The sequence below is a fragment of the Clostridium disporicum genome, assembly GCF_001405015.1.
Lineage (GTDB): Bacteria > Bacillota > Clostridia > Clostridiales > Clostridiaceae > Clostridium > Clostridium disporicum_B.
In genome coordinates this window covers 172,392-187,116 of the sequence record NZ_CYZX01000001.1, presented here as the reverse complement: position 1 = coordinate 187,116, position 14,725 = coordinate 172,392, and the positions used below count along the sequence as shown (strand labels likewise).

Annotated in this window: 18 protein-coding genes; 5 read left to right on the top strand and 13 right to left on the bottom strand. The window is 26.3% G+C overall.

Annotated elements, in window-relative coordinates; genetic code table 11:
- Positions 1–58 precede the first annotated feature (58 nt).
- The 4 genes from ARA56_RS00900 to ARA56_RS00885 all read right to left on the bottom strand — a co-directional run bounded on the left by ARA56_RS00900 (position 59) and on the right by ARA56_RS00885 (position 3,602).
- Entirely contained in the window at positions 59–1,273 is a 1,215-nt protein-coding gene (locus ARA56_RS00900) for a BaiN/RdsA family NAD(P)/FAD-dependent oxidoreductase (RefSeq protein ID WP_055262990.1), read from the bottom strand.
- A 74-nt stretch (positions 1,274–1,347) separates the two neighbouring features.
- A complete protein-coding gene (locus ARA56_RS00895) occupies positions 1,348–2,241 on the bottom strand; it encodes a MurR/RpiR family transcriptional regulator (protein ID WP_055262989.1) in 894 nt (297 codons plus the stop codon).
- 67 nt (positions 2,242–2,308) lie between these two features.
- Positions 2,309–2,851, bottom strand: coding sequence for a tRNA 5-(aminomethyl)-2-thiouridylate-methyltransferase MnmM (gene mnmM, locus ARA56_RS00890; protein ID WP_055262987.1), 543 nt, complete (start codon positions 2,849–2,851; stop codon positions 2,309–2,311).
- A 10-nt stretch (positions 2,852–2,861) separates the two neighbouring features.
- Positions 2,862–3,602 carry a pseudouridine synthase gene (locus ARA56_RS00885; RefSeq protein ID WP_055262985.1) on the bottom strand — a complete coding sequence of 247 codons (741 nt, stop codon included), beginning with the start codon at positions 3,600–3,602 and terminating at the stop codon, positions 2,862–2,864.
- Between the two features lie 195 nt (positions 3,603–3,797).
- Here ARA56_RS00885 and ilvA point away from each other — a divergent pair, with 195 nt between their 5' ends.
- Both ilvA and ARA56_RS00875 read left to right on the top strand, forming a co-directional pair.
- Entirely contained in the window at positions 3,798–4,997 is a 1,200-nt protein-coding gene (gene ilvA, locus ARA56_RS00880; RefSeq protein ID WP_055262983.1) for a threonine ammonia-lyase, read from the top strand.
- 128 nt (positions 4,998–5,125) lie between these two features.
- A complete protein-coding gene (locus tag ARA56_RS00875; protein ID WP_055262981.1) occupies positions 5,126–6,097 on the top strand; it encodes an alpha/beta hydrolase in 972 nt (323 codons plus the stop codon).
- A 42-nt stretch (positions 6,098–6,139) separates the two neighbouring features.
- On the opposite strand, the gene ARA56_RS00870 is transcribed toward ARA56_RS00875, so the two are convergent.
- The 8 genes from ARA56_RS00870 to ARA56_RS00835 all read right to left on the bottom strand — a co-directional run bounded on the left by ARA56_RS00870 (position 6,140) and on the right by ARA56_RS00835 (position 11,401).
- Positions 6,140–7,075 carry a hypothetical protein gene (locus ARA56_RS00870; protein ID WP_055262979.1) on the bottom strand — a complete coding sequence of 312 codons (936 nt, stop codon included), beginning with the start codon at positions 7,073–7,075 and terminating at the stop codon, positions 6,140–6,142.
- A 77-nt stretch (positions 7,076–7,152) separates the two neighbouring features.
- Positions 7,153–7,881 (bottom strand): HAD-IB family hydrolase, encoded by a 729-nt coding sequence (locus ARA56_RS00865; protein WP_055262977.1) that lies wholly within the window; start codon positions 7,879–7,881, stop codon positions 7,153–7,155.
- A 46-nt stretch (positions 7,882–7,927) separates the two neighbouring features.
- On the bottom strand, positions 7,928–8,740 hold the full coding sequence (locus tag ARA56_RS00860; RefSeq protein WP_055262974.1) for a TerC/Alx family metal homeostasis membrane protein: 813 nt from the start codon (positions 8,738–8,740) through the stop codon (positions 7,928–7,930).
- Between the two features lie 133 nt (positions 8,741–8,873).
- Positions 8,874–9,119, bottom strand: coding sequence for a DUF3243 domain-containing protein (locus ARA56_RS00855; protein WP_055262972.1), 246 nt, complete (start codon positions 9,117–9,119; stop codon positions 8,874–8,876).
- Positions 9,120–9,204: 85 nt separating this feature from the next.
- Positions 9,205–10,170, bottom strand: a complete 966-nt coding sequence (locus ARA56_RS00850) for a YbgA family protein (protein ID WP_055262970.1) — start codon at positions 10,168–10,170, stop codon at positions 9,205–9,207.
- An 82-nt stretch (positions 10,171–10,252) separates the two neighbouring features.
- Positions 10,253–10,666: a hypothetical protein gene (locus ARA56_RS00845; RefSeq protein ID WP_055262968.1), complete on the bottom strand. Its 414-nt coding sequence runs from the start codon at positions 10,664–10,666 to the stop codon at positions 10,253–10,255.
- 21 nt (positions 10,667–10,687) lie between these two features.
- Entirely contained in the window at positions 10,688–11,020 is a 333-nt protein-coding gene (locus tag ARA56_RS00840) for a hypothetical protein (protein WP_055262966.1), read from the bottom strand.
- A 27-nt stretch (positions 11,021–11,047) separates the two neighbouring features.
- Positions 11,048–11,401, bottom strand: coding sequence for an arsenate reductase family protein (locus tag ARA56_RS00835; protein ID WP_148315725.1), 354 nt, complete (start codon positions 11,399–11,401; stop codon positions 11,048–11,050).
- 145 nt (positions 11,402–11,546) lie between these two features.
- On the opposite strand from ARA56_RS00835, the gene ARA56_RS00830 reads away from it, so the two are divergent.
- The 3 genes from ARA56_RS00830 (at position 11,547) to ARA56_RS00820 (ending at position 13,883) form a co-directional block, all read left to right on the top strand.
- Complete coding sequence (locus ARA56_RS00830; protein ID WP_055262962.1) at positions 11,547–11,948, top strand: tetratricopeptide repeat protein; 402 nt, start codon at positions 11,547–11,549, stop codon at positions 11,946–11,948.
- A 292-nt stretch (positions 11,949–12,240) separates the two neighbouring features.
- A complete protein-coding gene (locus ARA56_RS00825; protein ID WP_055262960.1) occupies positions 12,241–12,966 on the top strand; it encodes a J domain-containing protein in 726 nt (241 codons plus the stop codon).
- A 23-nt stretch (positions 12,967–12,989) separates the two neighbouring features.
- Entirely contained in the window at positions 12,990–13,883 is an 894-nt protein-coding gene (locus ARA56_RS00820; RefSeq protein ID WP_055262958.1) for a DUF5685 family protein, read from the top strand.
- Between the two features lie 15 nt (positions 13,884–13,898).
- Here the strand turns inward: ARA56_RS00820 and ARA56_RS00815 are convergent, their stop codons facing one another.
- On the bottom strand, positions 13,899–14,696 hold the full coding sequence (locus ARA56_RS00815) for a hypothetical protein (protein ID WP_055262956.1): 798 nt from the start codon (positions 14,694–14,696) through the stop codon (positions 13,899–13,901).
- Positions 14,697–14,725: the final 29 nt, after the last annotated feature.

The window sequence follows — 14,725 nt, the reverse complement described above, 5'->3', positions numbered from 1 at the left end:
TGCTAACCATTTATTTATCATTAAGATTATATTATGAATTTGTTAAGTAAACAAGATTTTATATATTTATTCCTGCTATATATCCTGTGGATAAAGCTATTTGAACATTATATCCACCTGTAAATGCATCTACATCAATTACTTCCCCTGCAAATGATAAATTTTCAATTATCTTTGATTTCATTGTAGATGGGTCGATTTCATTTGTAGATACTCCACCTGCTGTAACAATAGCTTCTGATAGAGGTCTTAATCCTTTTACAGTAATCTCAAAACTTTTTAATAAATCTACTAATCTTTTTCTCTCTTCCCTAGTTATTTCATTAACTTTTTTGTTCGGATCTATATTTGATAATTCAATTATTATTGGTATTGTCTTTTGTGGTAATAAATCATTTAATGAGTTTTTAAAATCGTTGTTTATATACTTTTTAAAATCTCTTTGTATTCTTTTGTCCAACTCTTGGTGATCTAAAGCTGGTTTAAAATCTATTAATATCTTAAAATTTTCATTTTCTTTTATATATCTTGAACCACTTAATGTTAAAGGTCCCGAAATACCGTAATATGTAAATTTAATTTCACCTTGCTCTTTATACAATACCTTATTATTAGATTTTATAACCAATCCTATATTTCTTAAAGATAATCCTGCTAATTCTTTTATAAATTCTTCTTTAATTTCTATAGGAACTAAAGAAGGTTTTAATTTTACTATTGTATGCCCTATATTTTCAAGTAGTTTAAAACACTCACCAGTTGATCCTGTCAACGGATATGATGCTCCTCCAGTGGCAAATATAAAGTTATCAGCATATATTTTTTTTGAATTATTAATTTCTACAGCAACAATTTTTGATTTATTCATTAAAATATTAGTTACCTTTGAATTTAATTTCACTTTAACGTTAGCTTCTTCAAGCCCATTATTTAATCCTTTAATAATATCAGATGATTTATCAGAGTATGGAAATATTCTTCCTCCTCTTTCTGTTTTTAATTTTATTCCTTGTGACTCAAAAAAATTTATTGTGTCCTCATTAGTAAATGTATATAAAGAACTATATAAAAAATATGGATTTCCAGGAATATAATCAAAAAATTCACTTATATCCTTTGCATTTGTTACATTACATCTACCTTTTCCAGTTATGAATAATTTTTTACCTATCCTATCATTTCCTTCTAGTAATGTAACATTATTATTTTTTGCAGCACTAATAGCAGCCATAATTCCTGCTGGCCCACCACCTATAACAACAACATCAGCCATATAAATCCTCCTAAAAACTAATTAATAAAAATTAAAGGAATTAACAAATGCTAATCCCCTTAATTGATTCTATTCTAATATCCTGAATTTCTCCCGTTATAAGAATAAACATTAAAATCATGCCAAATCTTTTCTAGATCATTAAAAATATTAGAAATTGTTTCTTTCTCTCTTAATCCAACAGCAACTATTAAAGCATTAATTACTGATAAAGGAGCAACAAGAGAATCAACAAATGATGCCATATTACTTTGAGCAACTAAAGTATAATCTGCTTTTGCATCTAATGGTGATAAATAACTATCTGTTATAGCTACCACTTTTGCTCCTCTATCTTGTGCTATTCCTAATGCATCTATCGTCTTTGAAGAGTATCTAGGGAATCCTATCCCTATAACTAAATCTCCTTCTCTAATACTTACCATTTGTTCAAATATATCTGAAATTCCATTACCTACAGTTTTTACATTCTGTAAAATTAGATTTAGATAAAATTCTAAAAATTCAGCTAATGCCATAGAACTTCTTAATCCTATAATAAATATTCTTTTGGCTTCGAAAATGCTATTAACAACAGCATCGAAAGTTTCGTAATCAATCTTTTCCATAGTTGCTCTTATATTCTCCATGTCAGATTTTAATACACCTTTCAATGTATATCCATTGCTTATATAATCATTTGATAGCTCTAATCTCTGAACAGTAGTCAATTTCGTTTTTATTAATTCATGAAGGGATTTTTGTAATTTTGGATAACCTGAGAAACCTAATTCTATTGCAAATCTAACAACAGTTGATTCAGAAACTCCTACAGCCTCTCCTAGCTTTGAAGCAGTCATAAAGGCAGCTTTATCGTAGTTCTTTAATATATAATCTGCTATTAGTTTTTGTCCCTTACTAAGTCTTGTAAACTTTGTTTGTATTAATCTCATAAGATCATTTGATTCACAATTATTATTTTTCTCCATAACTACCTCTTCTTATAATATATATAGATAAATAATTTTAGCATTATTTATCTTTTTAATCAATTAATTATTTTTTCTCAATTACAAATAAAACTGGTGATTTATTGCTTCTATTTATAATTTCATGTTTCATAACTGCATATCTATTTTTAGGTAAATTATCTAAATACTCTTTTATATAAATATACTCACTCATACCTTCATCATGGCCTCTATACGATGTAATTAACATCATTCCCTCTGATTCTAGAATATCTAATCCTAATTTTATACTTTCTAAAGATGAGTTATAGCAAGTAGTAATAGATTTATCACCACCTGGTAAAAATCCTAGATTGTATACAATGCAATTAACATTTTCTTTTATATATTCTAAAAATTTATGATGAGAATCATTAATTACTAGAACATTTTGCTTTTCCTTCTGTTTGTAAGTCTCACAAGCAATCTTTTGGATATCAAATGCATATACTAATTTAAAGTTATCAGCTAAAAAGTCTGTGTCAAATCCATTTCCTAATGTACCATCAATTGCTACGCTCTTTTCTTTTACAAAATTTTTTATAATATAATGTGTTAATGAACTAAAATCTGCTGTATAAGTAAACATAATCTATACCCTATAATCCTTTTATATAATTAACTTCTTCTTGAGTTAACAATCTCCAACTTCCTTTTTTTAAGTTACCTAATTTTATATTGCCCACAGATACTCTCTTTAATTTTAATACATTATGATTTAAAGAAGAGCACATTCTTCTAATCTGACGATTCTTTCCTTCATGAATAGTTATTTCAACAGTAGATCTTATAATATTTTCACCTGTCTTTTTAAGCGTAACTGTTTCTTCATCTATAATTTCTATATTAGCGCTAGATGTAACATATCCACCTATATCTACACCATTTTTAAATTTTTCTATTTCTTTTTCTGTAAATTTTCCTTCACATACAGCTATATATTTTTTATCAATAGCCACTCTTGGATGTATTATTTTATTGTAAATATCACCATCATTAGTAAGTAGTAAAAGACCTGAACTATCATAATCCAATCTACCAATTGGATAAATTCTTTCATTAACATCTATTAAATCTAATACAGTTTTTCTTCCTTTTTCATCACTTACTGATGTAATATATCCCTCTGGTTTATTTAACATTATATATATCTTTTCTTCTTCAGGTTTTATAACTTTATTACCGTACTCTACTATATCTGTATCTACATTTACTTTAGTACCTAGCTCAGTTATAACATTACCATTAACCTTAATTTGACCTGATAAAATCAGTTCTTCGCTTTTTCTTCTAGAAGCTACTCCACATCTAGCTATGTACTTTTGTAATCTTTCTTCCATTAAGTTCACTCCATTTTTAAATCTATTACTTTGTAATTATATCTTTATATATTTAGATATACAATAAAATTACGAGCAAAAATATAATAATTATACATTTTTCTTTATTAGTTAGATTTTATTTTAAATATATGCTAAAGTATATATTGTATAAATTATACCAAATCTATTTAAAACTACAATGGGGTGAAACTTATGTATATTGAGAATGTAAAAAAAGCAAGAGAAAATATCAAAGATGTAATCGTTAAGACTCCAATTCTTCATAGTAAAATATTTAGCGATTTATGCAATAATATAGTATATATGAAATGTGAAAATCTACAACTTACAGGTGCTTATAAGTTAAGAGGAGCTCTTAATAAAATAAAAGGGTTAACTGATTATGAAAAATCTCAAGGAGTGGTATGCTCCTCTGCTGGTAATCATGCCCAAGGTGTTGCATATGCTTCAAGTTTAATTGGTGTAGATGCAACTATAGTTATGCCCAAAACTACACCTTATCTTAAAGTACAATCAACAAAAAATTATGGTGGTAACGTTGTGTTAGAAGGTACTTGCTATGATGATGCATATAATGAAGCAAAAAGAATTGAAGCAAAAGAAAATAAGGTGTTCATTCATCCATTTAATGATATTGATATAATATATGGTCAAGGAACAATAGCATTAGAAATATTAGAAGATATTCCTAACATAGATTGTATAATTTGTCCAATTGGAGGCGGTGGTCTTATAAGCGGTATTTCATTAGTCGCAAAGGAAATTAATCCTTCTATTAAGATAATAGGAGTTCAATCAGAAGGTGCTGCTGCTATGGCTAATAGTTTTAAAAATAAAAGGTTAACTCCGCTAACTACTGTTAATACAATTGCTGATGGTATAGCTGTAAAAACTCCAGGAGATAAAACATTTGAAATAATAAAAGAACATGTTGATGAAATTATTACTGTTTCTGATGCCGAAATTGTAGATGCATTTTTATTACTTACTGAAAAACACAAGTTAATCGCTGAAGCTTCAGGAGTAGTATCATTAGCAGCATTAAAGAAATTAAATTTTACTGGTAAAAGAGTTTGTTCAGTTATTAGTGGAGGTAATATAGATATGCTAACTATTTCTACTCTAATAAATAATGGATTGGTTTCAGGTGGAAGGTTATTCTGTTTTTCAACTGAAGTTCCAAATACTCCTGGACAACTTCTAAAACTATCACAATTATTAGTTAAAGAAAATGCAAATATAGTCAGCTTAGATCATGATAAGTTTAAAGCAATAAATAGAATAAATAACGTTCTTGTAGAAATTACTGTTGAAACAAATGGAGATTCACATATTGAAAGAATAGTAAATGCTCTTGAAAACGAAGGTTATTCTATTCGAGTTATGTATTAATATTTAGAGGTTAATGTGTTTTTTTACATTAACCTCATTTTTTATTTTAAGAAAACTAACTAATTTTTGTATATTATTTTATATTTTGTGTTAATAATTATAATATTAATTTTTAGTTGGTGATAAATTTGTTTAAATATATGAAAAAAATTATACTTCCTTTATTTTTATTATTAATATTTTTTATTACATTAAGTTATGATTCCATAAGATTTTATTTTAATATAACAAAAGAAATAATCAATCTAAATAGTAACTTAGCTGTAATTGCTAGCAACTTTTATACAGAACCTACATCAGAAGTATCATATAAAGATGTAGTATATAAAAGTAGAGGAAATCTAGATTTAACCTTAGATATTTATAGTCCCAAAAAGACTAATAAGGGCGCATCCCCTGTTATAATATATGTTTTCGGTGATTCCTGGATGTATGGTAATAAAAATCTACCATCTGAATTATCGCCAATAATCGAAATACTAAGAAATGAAGGGTTTACAATAATATCTACTTCTTATGAATTATTAAAAACAGATGCAATTTTTGATAAACAAATATCAGATATTAAGGATACTATAAGATGGATATATAAAAATAAAGATATTTATAACTTTGATACTGATAATATAGGAATAGTATCCCCATCAGCAGGTTCACAACTTTCTATGATTGCCGCTTTTTCTGATAATAATATGTTTATAGATGATTTAAGTTTAGCCTCTTATCCATCTAATATATCTTACGTTGTAGATTTATTTGGCCCTACAGAATTATCAAAAATAAATATCTCTCTAGCTCCAACAGAAGTAGCAGAAAAATTTGACACATATGATATAGAAAATATTTCCGAATTATACAGTCCTATTAATTACGTAAAAGAAGATTTACCTAATACACTTATTATTCATAGTATAGTAGATACCATTGTTCCATATAGTAGTTCTTTAAAACTTTTTAATGAATCTAAAAATAACAATAACAACTTTGAACTTCTATCATTAGAAACTTGTACACACTATTTGGAGAATCTATCTACTAAGGAAGCTATTACACTATATTTTAAAATTCTAAGTTTTATATATAAAAACTCAAAAAATTAGGAGATAAATAAAATCTCCTAATTTTCTTATTATACTATATACTTAAATACTCATACTTATTGGTACTACTAATAGAGTTTTTCCTTCTACTTTAACTCTCGGCTCTGTAGGAATAATTAATCCATTGCTCTTTAGGCTATTATTTAATATACTATGTGAAGCAAGCAATTTTTCGTAAAACTCTGGTTGACCTGTTTTTCTTAACAAATGTATATATTCACCTTCTTCACAAACTCTTATGACCTTTCCTATTATTTTACAAGGACATCCAGCCCTTTCGTAAATATTACCATAATTATTAAATAAATATTGATTATTCATCATTACCACTACATCATTATTATTAGTATTAATAATTACATCTTGAGTATTATTTACATTTAAATAATCTCTAAGAGTTATTAAAGAACTAGATAGAACATTATAATTATATATATTACTAGATGTACTTTTAGCTAAAGAATTTAGAGTATCGCATCCTATACAATTAATTAAATTACAACAAACATCTACATAGGATAATATTGAATCTTCTCCAATAACTCCATTAAGCTGTATATAGTCTCCAACAGATATATCATCACTCATCCATTCATCGGAAACATTTTTTAATATGTTAGAATCATTTAATCCATTTACTAATTGATTATGAAGTTCGAATACAGTATAAATTCTTGTAAGTTCCTCTTCTCTTCTTATAAATCTTCTCCCATCTAATCCTTCAGCTTTTTCTTTAGTATTTGTTAAAGAATCTGCACTATTATAATTTTTACCTTTATATCCATCTCGTTCATCTCTTATACATCTATCCTCTTCAAAATATTGCTCTCTATCTTGAAATCTAATATTTCCTGAAATAGTTCTATCTTCGATCCACCTAGAAGTTCTTTTTTCTATATATCCCTTTATAACTAGGGAGTTTAAATTTTTTGTTAATTCTTCATCAAGATAAATTAATAAATCAGTAAGACCTATCAAGCTTTTCGCCCCTAACATAATCTTTATAGTAGATATCTTATTCCATTACAATAAAAAGTTTCATATTTAAAATTCAATTATAATAGCTCTAAATTATCAGTAGTTAACTTATATGTTACATCTTTTCTCTCAACAATTATGTTAATCTTATCATTTATTTCTTTATCATTGGTTATTTTATGTAATAGTTCCTTTGTAGGATTTATCGCATACGGTGTTCCAACTAACTTAAACATGGTATAATCTCCAGCTGTATCTCCATATGCATAGCTAGCTGATAAATCTATATTATACTTTTCTTTCATTTCCAAGAGAGCCTTTTCCTTACTTTCTGAATCCCACATAGGAATAACATCACCAGTATAGTTATTATTTTTATCACTTATATAAATTGTACCTTTAAAATCATCCATATTATATTTTTGTGACATCTCTTTTACTAATTCATATGGGGATCCGGATATTGCAATAACTATGTGTCCTTGTTCTTGATGCCATTTTATTCTTTCTCTTGAAAAAGTATATACTCTATCACCTTTTTGTTCTATAACTTTTTTAGCTACATGCTCTATTTGCTCTTTGCTAATTCCTTTAATCGCTTCTACATAAATATCCACCATCTTTAAAAGATATGTATCATAATCTCCTTGCCTTTTATCCCATAATAAATATGCTGGACGTACTTCTTTATACCACTTCTCCTCGTCTACTAATTCATATTTAATTATTTTTTTAAATACTTCTGTAATTAAACCTTCTCTATAAATTGTTCCATCAATATCAAAAAAAGCTGCAATTTTTTTCATATTATCCTCCTTTGTTTAAGTTACTTTTATTTATTCTAATATACCCCTAATCAATAATCAACGAAAATAATATACTAAAAAGCAAAATAATAAATATTATCAATAGAGATATAAGCGTTGGTATAACTATATTAAAATATAAAATAATTAACTTAATACCAGTAAACATTAAAATAAATCCTACTCCATATCTCATACATTTAAACATCGAATCAAGTTTTACAAGTAAAAAATATAAACTTCTTAAACCTAAAATCGCTAAAATATTTGAACTATAAACTATTAATGGATTGGTAGTTATAGAAAAAATTGCTGGAATGGAATCTAGAGCAAATATAATGTCAGAACTCTCTATTAAAATCAAAATTAGCATTAATGGTGTTGCCAAAAGATGCCCATTTATTCTTACAAAAAACTTTTGACCGTATATTTTATTAGTTACTGGTATTATTTTTTGAATAAATCTCATAAAAAGATTACTTTTAAATTCTTCTGTTTCATTATGATTGGTAAATAGCTTAATGCTGCTTATTACAAGAATAAATCCAAAAATATATAGTAACCAGTGAAATCTATTTACTACAGCAATTCCTAAAAATATGAATATAAATCTTAATATCATTGCCCCAAATATACCGTAAGCTAAAACTCTATGTTGATAATTAATTGGAATTCCGAAGCTTGAAAATATAACAAGGAATAAAAATAAGTTATCTACACTTAAACTTAATTCGATAACATATCCACCTAAAAATTCTAATGCATCACCTGCTCCATATAGATAATAAATAATAATATTTACTGCTATAGCAAGACTAACCCAAAACAAAAAATTTCTTAAAGCACTTCTAGTATACAACATAACTCTCCTTATAAATTACTACAAGTTATTTATATGTGATTTGAGTTAAATATATATCTACAACATAATATTATTATTTTAAATACATAAACGCCAGAAATACTTTAATTGTATTTCTGGCGTAATATAATTATTTTTGTGTCATTTTAACTACTAGTTTTGCTAACACATGCTTATCATGTTGATTTCCTACATCCCAAAGTTCTTTCAGTAATCTTTCTTCATCATTTGCAGGTTCAACATGATTAGCTAGAAAACCTCCAACTTTTTCAGCTATATTATTTATACTATTATTTGATAGTCCAATATCTTCTCCTAAATCCACAGCTTTCCCTAGAGCTTCCTTCCAGTTATTCCATTCATTTGAATTATTCATGTGTTACCCTCCTAAAACTTTATAAGCTTAGTATTATCCTTATAAAAAATACTATTCAGTTTAGAATTACATTTAATTTAAAATTCTAATGTATAAGTTTTCCTGAATCACTAACATGAATTAACTCTTCTGGATAAGGCATAAAAAAACTTTGGTTTAGTAAATACTCTAAATCAAATCTTACTATGTATCCCTTTACTAAATATAAAGGTACTGAAAAAGGAACTAATCCCTTCTTATATTTATCTATTGTATTCCAAATAAACTGCATTTCGTCCTGCGTAATATTATCTTTAAAACTATCAACAGATTTTAATAATACATTTATATTTGATGTATATCTTGGAGCTCTCTCTAATAGTTTATTAAGATATTTTTCATATTCAATAAATACGGTGTTACTATTAAAAGATTCATCATTATAGATTAACGAATCTAATAATTTTGAGTACTTTTGACTATAAGCTAAAAATAATAGTGTATTTTGTAAATGAAAGTTTCTTAACATATCTTTATCATTACTTTTTTTAGCATTCCTAAAATTAGCTAATACAAATATTCTAGTTAAAAAATGTTCTCTAATTTTAAAATTTGTTAGTCTTCCTTCATCTTCAATTATTATATTAGGATATTTATTACTTACTTTTTTAACAAAAATTCCTTTTCCTCTTCTAATAGCAGCCCCTTTATCTACTGATGTATATATCTTAGCATCTTTTAATCCACATGTTGGAGATTTATTTTTTAAAATAAATCCATCAACATCTCCTAAATCAGTCAAAAACTTTTCTATAAAATCACATAATTTCCCTGTAACGTCTTCTCCTGTTTTTGATACAACTATCTCTAATTTATCATTTTTTTGAACTATTCTTAAAATATCCCTTGGAGTAGATAACCCTGAATCTGACTCTGGGCACACTGTTATAAATTCTACATATTTTTTTAAATTTTCTATAAAACTATTATTTTCAATTCCACCATTATATCTACAAGCATCAAAGCCTAAACATTTACTAATAACTAATATTGGCTTAACATCATAAGTCATAGAAATCTTCCTTCCTACATAGTTCTTATGATATTTTCTGTAGTTTAATGCTTATTTATTCAACATAAGGTTGTTTCTATAATTATTCAACTTGTTTTAATAATCTCTTTATTAGATCCATTGCTTTTCTTTCACCTAATTCTTCATGAACTATAACTATTATAGCTTTCACATCATTATCTGATGGATCCCATTTATAAGCTTGAAATTTTACTATTGCATCTTCAGGTAAATATTCTTCTATTTCATATCCTATTTCTTCAGATATAGTCATATACTCTTCAAATAGTGTATCTTCATCTAGGTCTTCTATTTTATAATTTTCTGATATAACTTCATTTAATTCTGATATATCTATACTTAAATTTAAAGCAACTATATCTTCTCTTTTTGAACCTTTACTCATGTCCTTTATTACTTTAAACTCTGTATTTTCTTCTATCACCTTTATAAAATCTTTACTATCAACAACTCTATTTCCAAATGCAATATACATTTTAATTCCTCCTAAGTATTATTATTTTATTGTTATATTACTACTTTTCGGGAATAGACTATCGTAAAATTTGTCAAACCCATCATCATTAATCATTACTTCTTCACTATCATTCACATAAAACTTACTCATAGTATTTACTATTAAATCAAATTTTTTTAAGTTATTCTCTTCAAGTAAAACTGTATATAAATACGCTAAATGATCATCCATATATTTTTGAATTACTTTTAAATCTTCTTCTGATAATTTATTATCTTTTAACATTTCTTTTATTGGACCATTCTTAAAAGCAAAATATGTTGATGCCTTTGCTATTTTTGAAATATATTCTTTTGGTACTCTATCTGTCATTATATAAAACTCCCTAACTTATCTAATCTATTTTATATTATTATATTCATCTTCTTTAAAACCAACTAGAACCGTATCATCTTTAATTAATATTGGTCTTTTAACAAGCATCCCATTTGTTGCTAGTAATTCTATTTTTTCTTCATCTGTCATAGATTTAAGCTTATCTTTTAATGCCATCTCTTTATATAATTTACCTGATGTATTAAAGAATTTTTTTACTTCTAAATTACTTTGTTTTATCCACTTTGCTAATTCTTCTTTAGTTGGATTCTCTTCAACTATATGTCTCTCGACAAAGTCAATATTATTGTTTTGTAAATTTTTTTTAGCTTTTATACAAGTTGTGCATTTAGGATAAGATATAAATAATGTCATAATTTCAATCTCCATTCTTTAGTTTTTTAATAATTTTATCATACTTGTCTATTTATGATAAGTAAAATTTAATTTATCTTCGTACTTTTTTAATATTTTCATCTAACTTTGTGTATAATTAATACTATAAACTATGTGGAGGGATATTATGAATTATGCTTTAATTCAAAATCTAATAAACATAAATGATTATACTACTGCAGAACTTTTATTAAAAAGTAATCCATGTAACGATTCAATTTGGCATTATTTGTATAGCAAAGTACTGCTTTCAAAACAATGGTTTGATGAAGCGTTAAATCATCTTAAAATTGCTAATGATTTATCTCCAAATAATTCAATATATAAAGATGATTTAGTTAATTTCTTTGGAAGAGGAAAACGTTATAGCGATGATTACAATAGATCCGGATACAGACACCATAATAGAGGCTGTTCTTGCTGTTGTTGTGATGATTGCTGTTGTGATTGTAATTTTAGTTGCTGCGATTTAATTTGTTTAGATACATGTTGTGAATGTATGGGCGGTGATTTAATAGACTGTATTTAAAAATATATATCATAAAAGATACGTAATTTTTTAAAAGTGACAAAAGGCGAAGATTTATTAATCTTTAATCGCTATTTGTCACTTTTAAATTACTATTAACTCTTAATTACCAGTTTAAAAAATTCGCTTATTATATACACTTTTTTAAACTTATATCTTCCTATTTTACACATTTTATTATTTCAAATATTAAATATTTATATAAAAATTTGATTCATTCATTCAATCACTCTTTCTTTAACTTAAGAATATATTATAATAATTCAATAGTTAATAAAGGAGCTATATATATATGAATCCTTATAAGGTTTTAGGTATTAGACCTAATGCATCTAAAGATGAAATTGAAGTTGCTTACAAAAATATAATAGAATCTAATAACCTTAATGCTAATTCAGATAATCCGGTAGAATTTTTAACCGAAGAAAAGCTTTCAAAAGTTAATGAGGCCTTTCATACATTAACAAATGATATAAAATTAAAAGAAATAAGAGATTTAATAGAATCTGAACAATTCCTTGCTGCTGAAACAGAGTTAAATTTAATTACTGATAAAAAAAATGCAGAATGGAATTATTTAAAAGGCTTTGTTTTATTAAAAAAAGGTTGGTTCAGTGCTGGTGTTAATCATTTAAAAACTGCTGTAGAATTAAATCCAGATAATGATGAATATCAAGAAACTATGCGCCTATTAACAAGAAAAATATCTCAAATTAGAGCCAATTACGCTAGAGTAACTGCACAAAATAATTCTCAAAATGATATGGATCTCTGCGGTGGTGGAGCTGGACAAGGAATGGGTAATGGCGGAGACATGTGTGGAGGTAATCAAGCTAATGCAGCCAATATACTAAATAATATGGCAGGTGGCGCAAATCCTCTAGCAGGTGGTGGAAATCCTTTAGCTGGAGGCGGTAATATGCAAAACGGAAATCCACTTCAAAGTATGTTAATGCAAAACTTAATGTCACCAAATAATATGAATATGTGTGGCAATGGCGGTGGCGGTATGTGCTAATTTCTAACTAAAGGAGCATCTTAATGTTTGGATATATTACACCATTAAAAATTGAGCTTAAGGTAAAAGAATTTGAATACTTTCGTAGCTACTACCATGGTTTATGTTATTCAATAAAAAATAACTTTGGGAATATACCAAGATTAACTTTGAACTACGATATGACTTTTATTGGTTTTATATTAGAAGGGTTGAGTAATGAATCCATTATTATTGAGAATAAACGATGTATTAAGCATCCTACTTATGATATTCAAGTAATAAAAGATACAAATGCATTAAAATATGCTGCAAATTTAAGTGTTACTTTTTTTGATTATAAGCTAAAAGATAATATTAATGATGATAATAATAAGAAAAGCAAAGTTTTCAATATCTTTCTATCTCCATATAGTAAAAAGGCAGAGTTAAATTATGCTAATATTAATAAAATTATAAAAACTAATCTAGCTACTTTATCAAGTATGGAAATAAATAAAAATTTTGATACCTTTGACGAAGTTTGTCATCCTTTTAGTGATATAATGGCTTCTATTCTTAAAAATTATCCTCATACCCTTTATAACGATTCTTCTACCTTAAGGGAGATGTTATATAAACTAGGATATTATATCGGTAAATATATTTATCTTATGGATGCTTTTGATGACTTAGAGGACGATATTTTATCTAATCAATTTAATCCACTTATAGTAATTCATAAATTAAATAAAGAAAACTATAAGGATAATCTTGAAAATATAATAGCTGAAATGGATTTTTTGATTTTAAGTTGTATATCATATTGCAAGGATATTCTTGATTCAATTCCTCTTATAAAGCATAAAGAAATATTAGAGAACATTGTTACCTTAGGAATGCCTAATGAGTTTTACAAAATATGCAATGAAATGTACAAAAAAATACCTCCTAAATAATAGGAGGTATTTTTCTTATTTTTGATAGGCAATTATATCTTTTTTACTATCTTCTATGATATTTTCATCTTTATCTAATTCATATATATTAGTAACTGTAACTTTATTTATTTCACCATCTAATTCTGTGATTCTAGCTAAGAAATAACTATTTACTTTTTTATCTAACATTGTTGGTTCATCCATAGTTGTTACATATTTCCCTGTTGATGTTTCAACAATTATTTCGCATTTATTAGCTTCTGATCCAAACATAAATTTATTTTTAGAATCATTATAAACTTTAACTCTTAATATACCGCCTTCAAACAATTTAATATTTTTAGCTAAATTTAGAGTCAATTCACCTTTATTGTACATAGGAATATCAAAATTTTCACATGCTATAATCCCGTCTGGAGAGATAGCCCATCCATCTTCTTCTTTTATTAGAGCATACTCATAGTCAGCAGTAGTTTCTTCCTCATTAGCTTTTGAAGTTATTTTTATAGTAGCTCTTTTGATTGTGTCACTATAATCCTCCATACTAACTAACTCAGAATTTACTATTTCATATTCTTTTTTAGATTTTTCTAATATTTTTTCAATTGTAGATAAGTCATATCCTGTTGAATCTACATATACATCTGAATATAATTTCACCATTTCACTTACATTTTTTTCTTCATTATCTTTAATAAATGTTTCTACTAATTCTTCTGGAGTTCCTAATCTAACAGGTTCTACTTCTGCTTTAGTACCACACCCTACTAAAGATAAGCTGGCTAATCCTGCTACCAATAATATTTTTAAAAACCTTTTACCTTTAAACATTTTCATTCTCCTTTGTAAAATATGTTTTA

Bases quoted from the DNA above. Each gene is read 5' to 3' on its own strand.
- ARA56_RS00830 (WP_055262962.1), top strand. From the start codon at position 11,547: ATGAATTATGCTTTAATTCAAAATCTAATAAACATAAATGATTATACT.
- ARA56_RS00815 (WP_055262956.1), bottom strand. From the start codon at position 14,696: ATGTTTAAAGGTAAAAGGTTTTTAAAAATATTATTGGTAGCAGGATTA.
- ARA56_RS00825 (WP_055262960.1), top strand. From the start codon at position 12,241: ATGAATCCTTATAAGGTTTTAGGTATTAGACCTAATGCATCTAAAGAT.
- ARA56_RS00885 (WP_055262985.1), bottom strand. From the start codon at position 3,602: ATGGAAGAAAGATTACAAAAGTACATAGCTAGATGTGGAGTAGCTTCT.
- ARA56_RS00820 (WP_055262958.1), top strand. From the start codon at position 12,990: ATGTTTGGATATATTACACCATTAAAAATTGAGCTTAAGGTAAAAGAA.
- ilvA (WP_055262983.1), top strand. From the start codon at position 3,798: ATGTATATTGAGAATGTAAAAAAAGCAAGAGAAAATATCAAAGATGTA.
- ARA56_RS00840 (WP_055262966.1), bottom strand. From the start codon at position 11,020: ATGACAGATAGAGTACCAAAAGAATATATTTCAAAAATAGCAAAGGCA.
- ARA56_RS00845 (WP_055262968.1), bottom strand. From the start codon at position 10,666: ATGTATATTGCATTTGGAAATAGAGTTGTTGATAGTAAAGATTTTATA.
- ARA56_RS00900 (WP_055262990.1), bottom strand. From the start codon at position 1,273: ATGGCTGATGTTGTTGTTATAGGTGGTGGGCCAGCAGGAATTATGGCT.
- ARA56_RS00855 (WP_055262972.1), bottom strand. From the start codon at position 9,119: ATGAATAATTCAAATGAATGGAATAACTGGAAGGAAGCTCTAGGGAAA.
- ARA56_RS00865 (WP_055262977.1), bottom strand. From the start codon at position 7,881: ATGAAAAAAATTGCAGCTTTTTTTGATATTGATGGAACAATTTATAGA.
- ARA56_RS00850 (WP_055262970.1), bottom strand. From the start codon at position 10,170: ATGACTTATGATGTTAAGCCAATATTAGTTATTAGTAAATGTTTAGGC.
- mnmM (WP_055262987.1), bottom strand. From the start codon at position 2,851: ATGTTTACTTATACAGCAGATTTTAGTTCATTAACACATTATATTATA.
- ARA56_RS00895 (WP_055262989.1), bottom strand. From the start codon at position 2,241: ATGGAGAAAAATAATAATTGTGAATCAAATGATCTTATGAGATTAATA.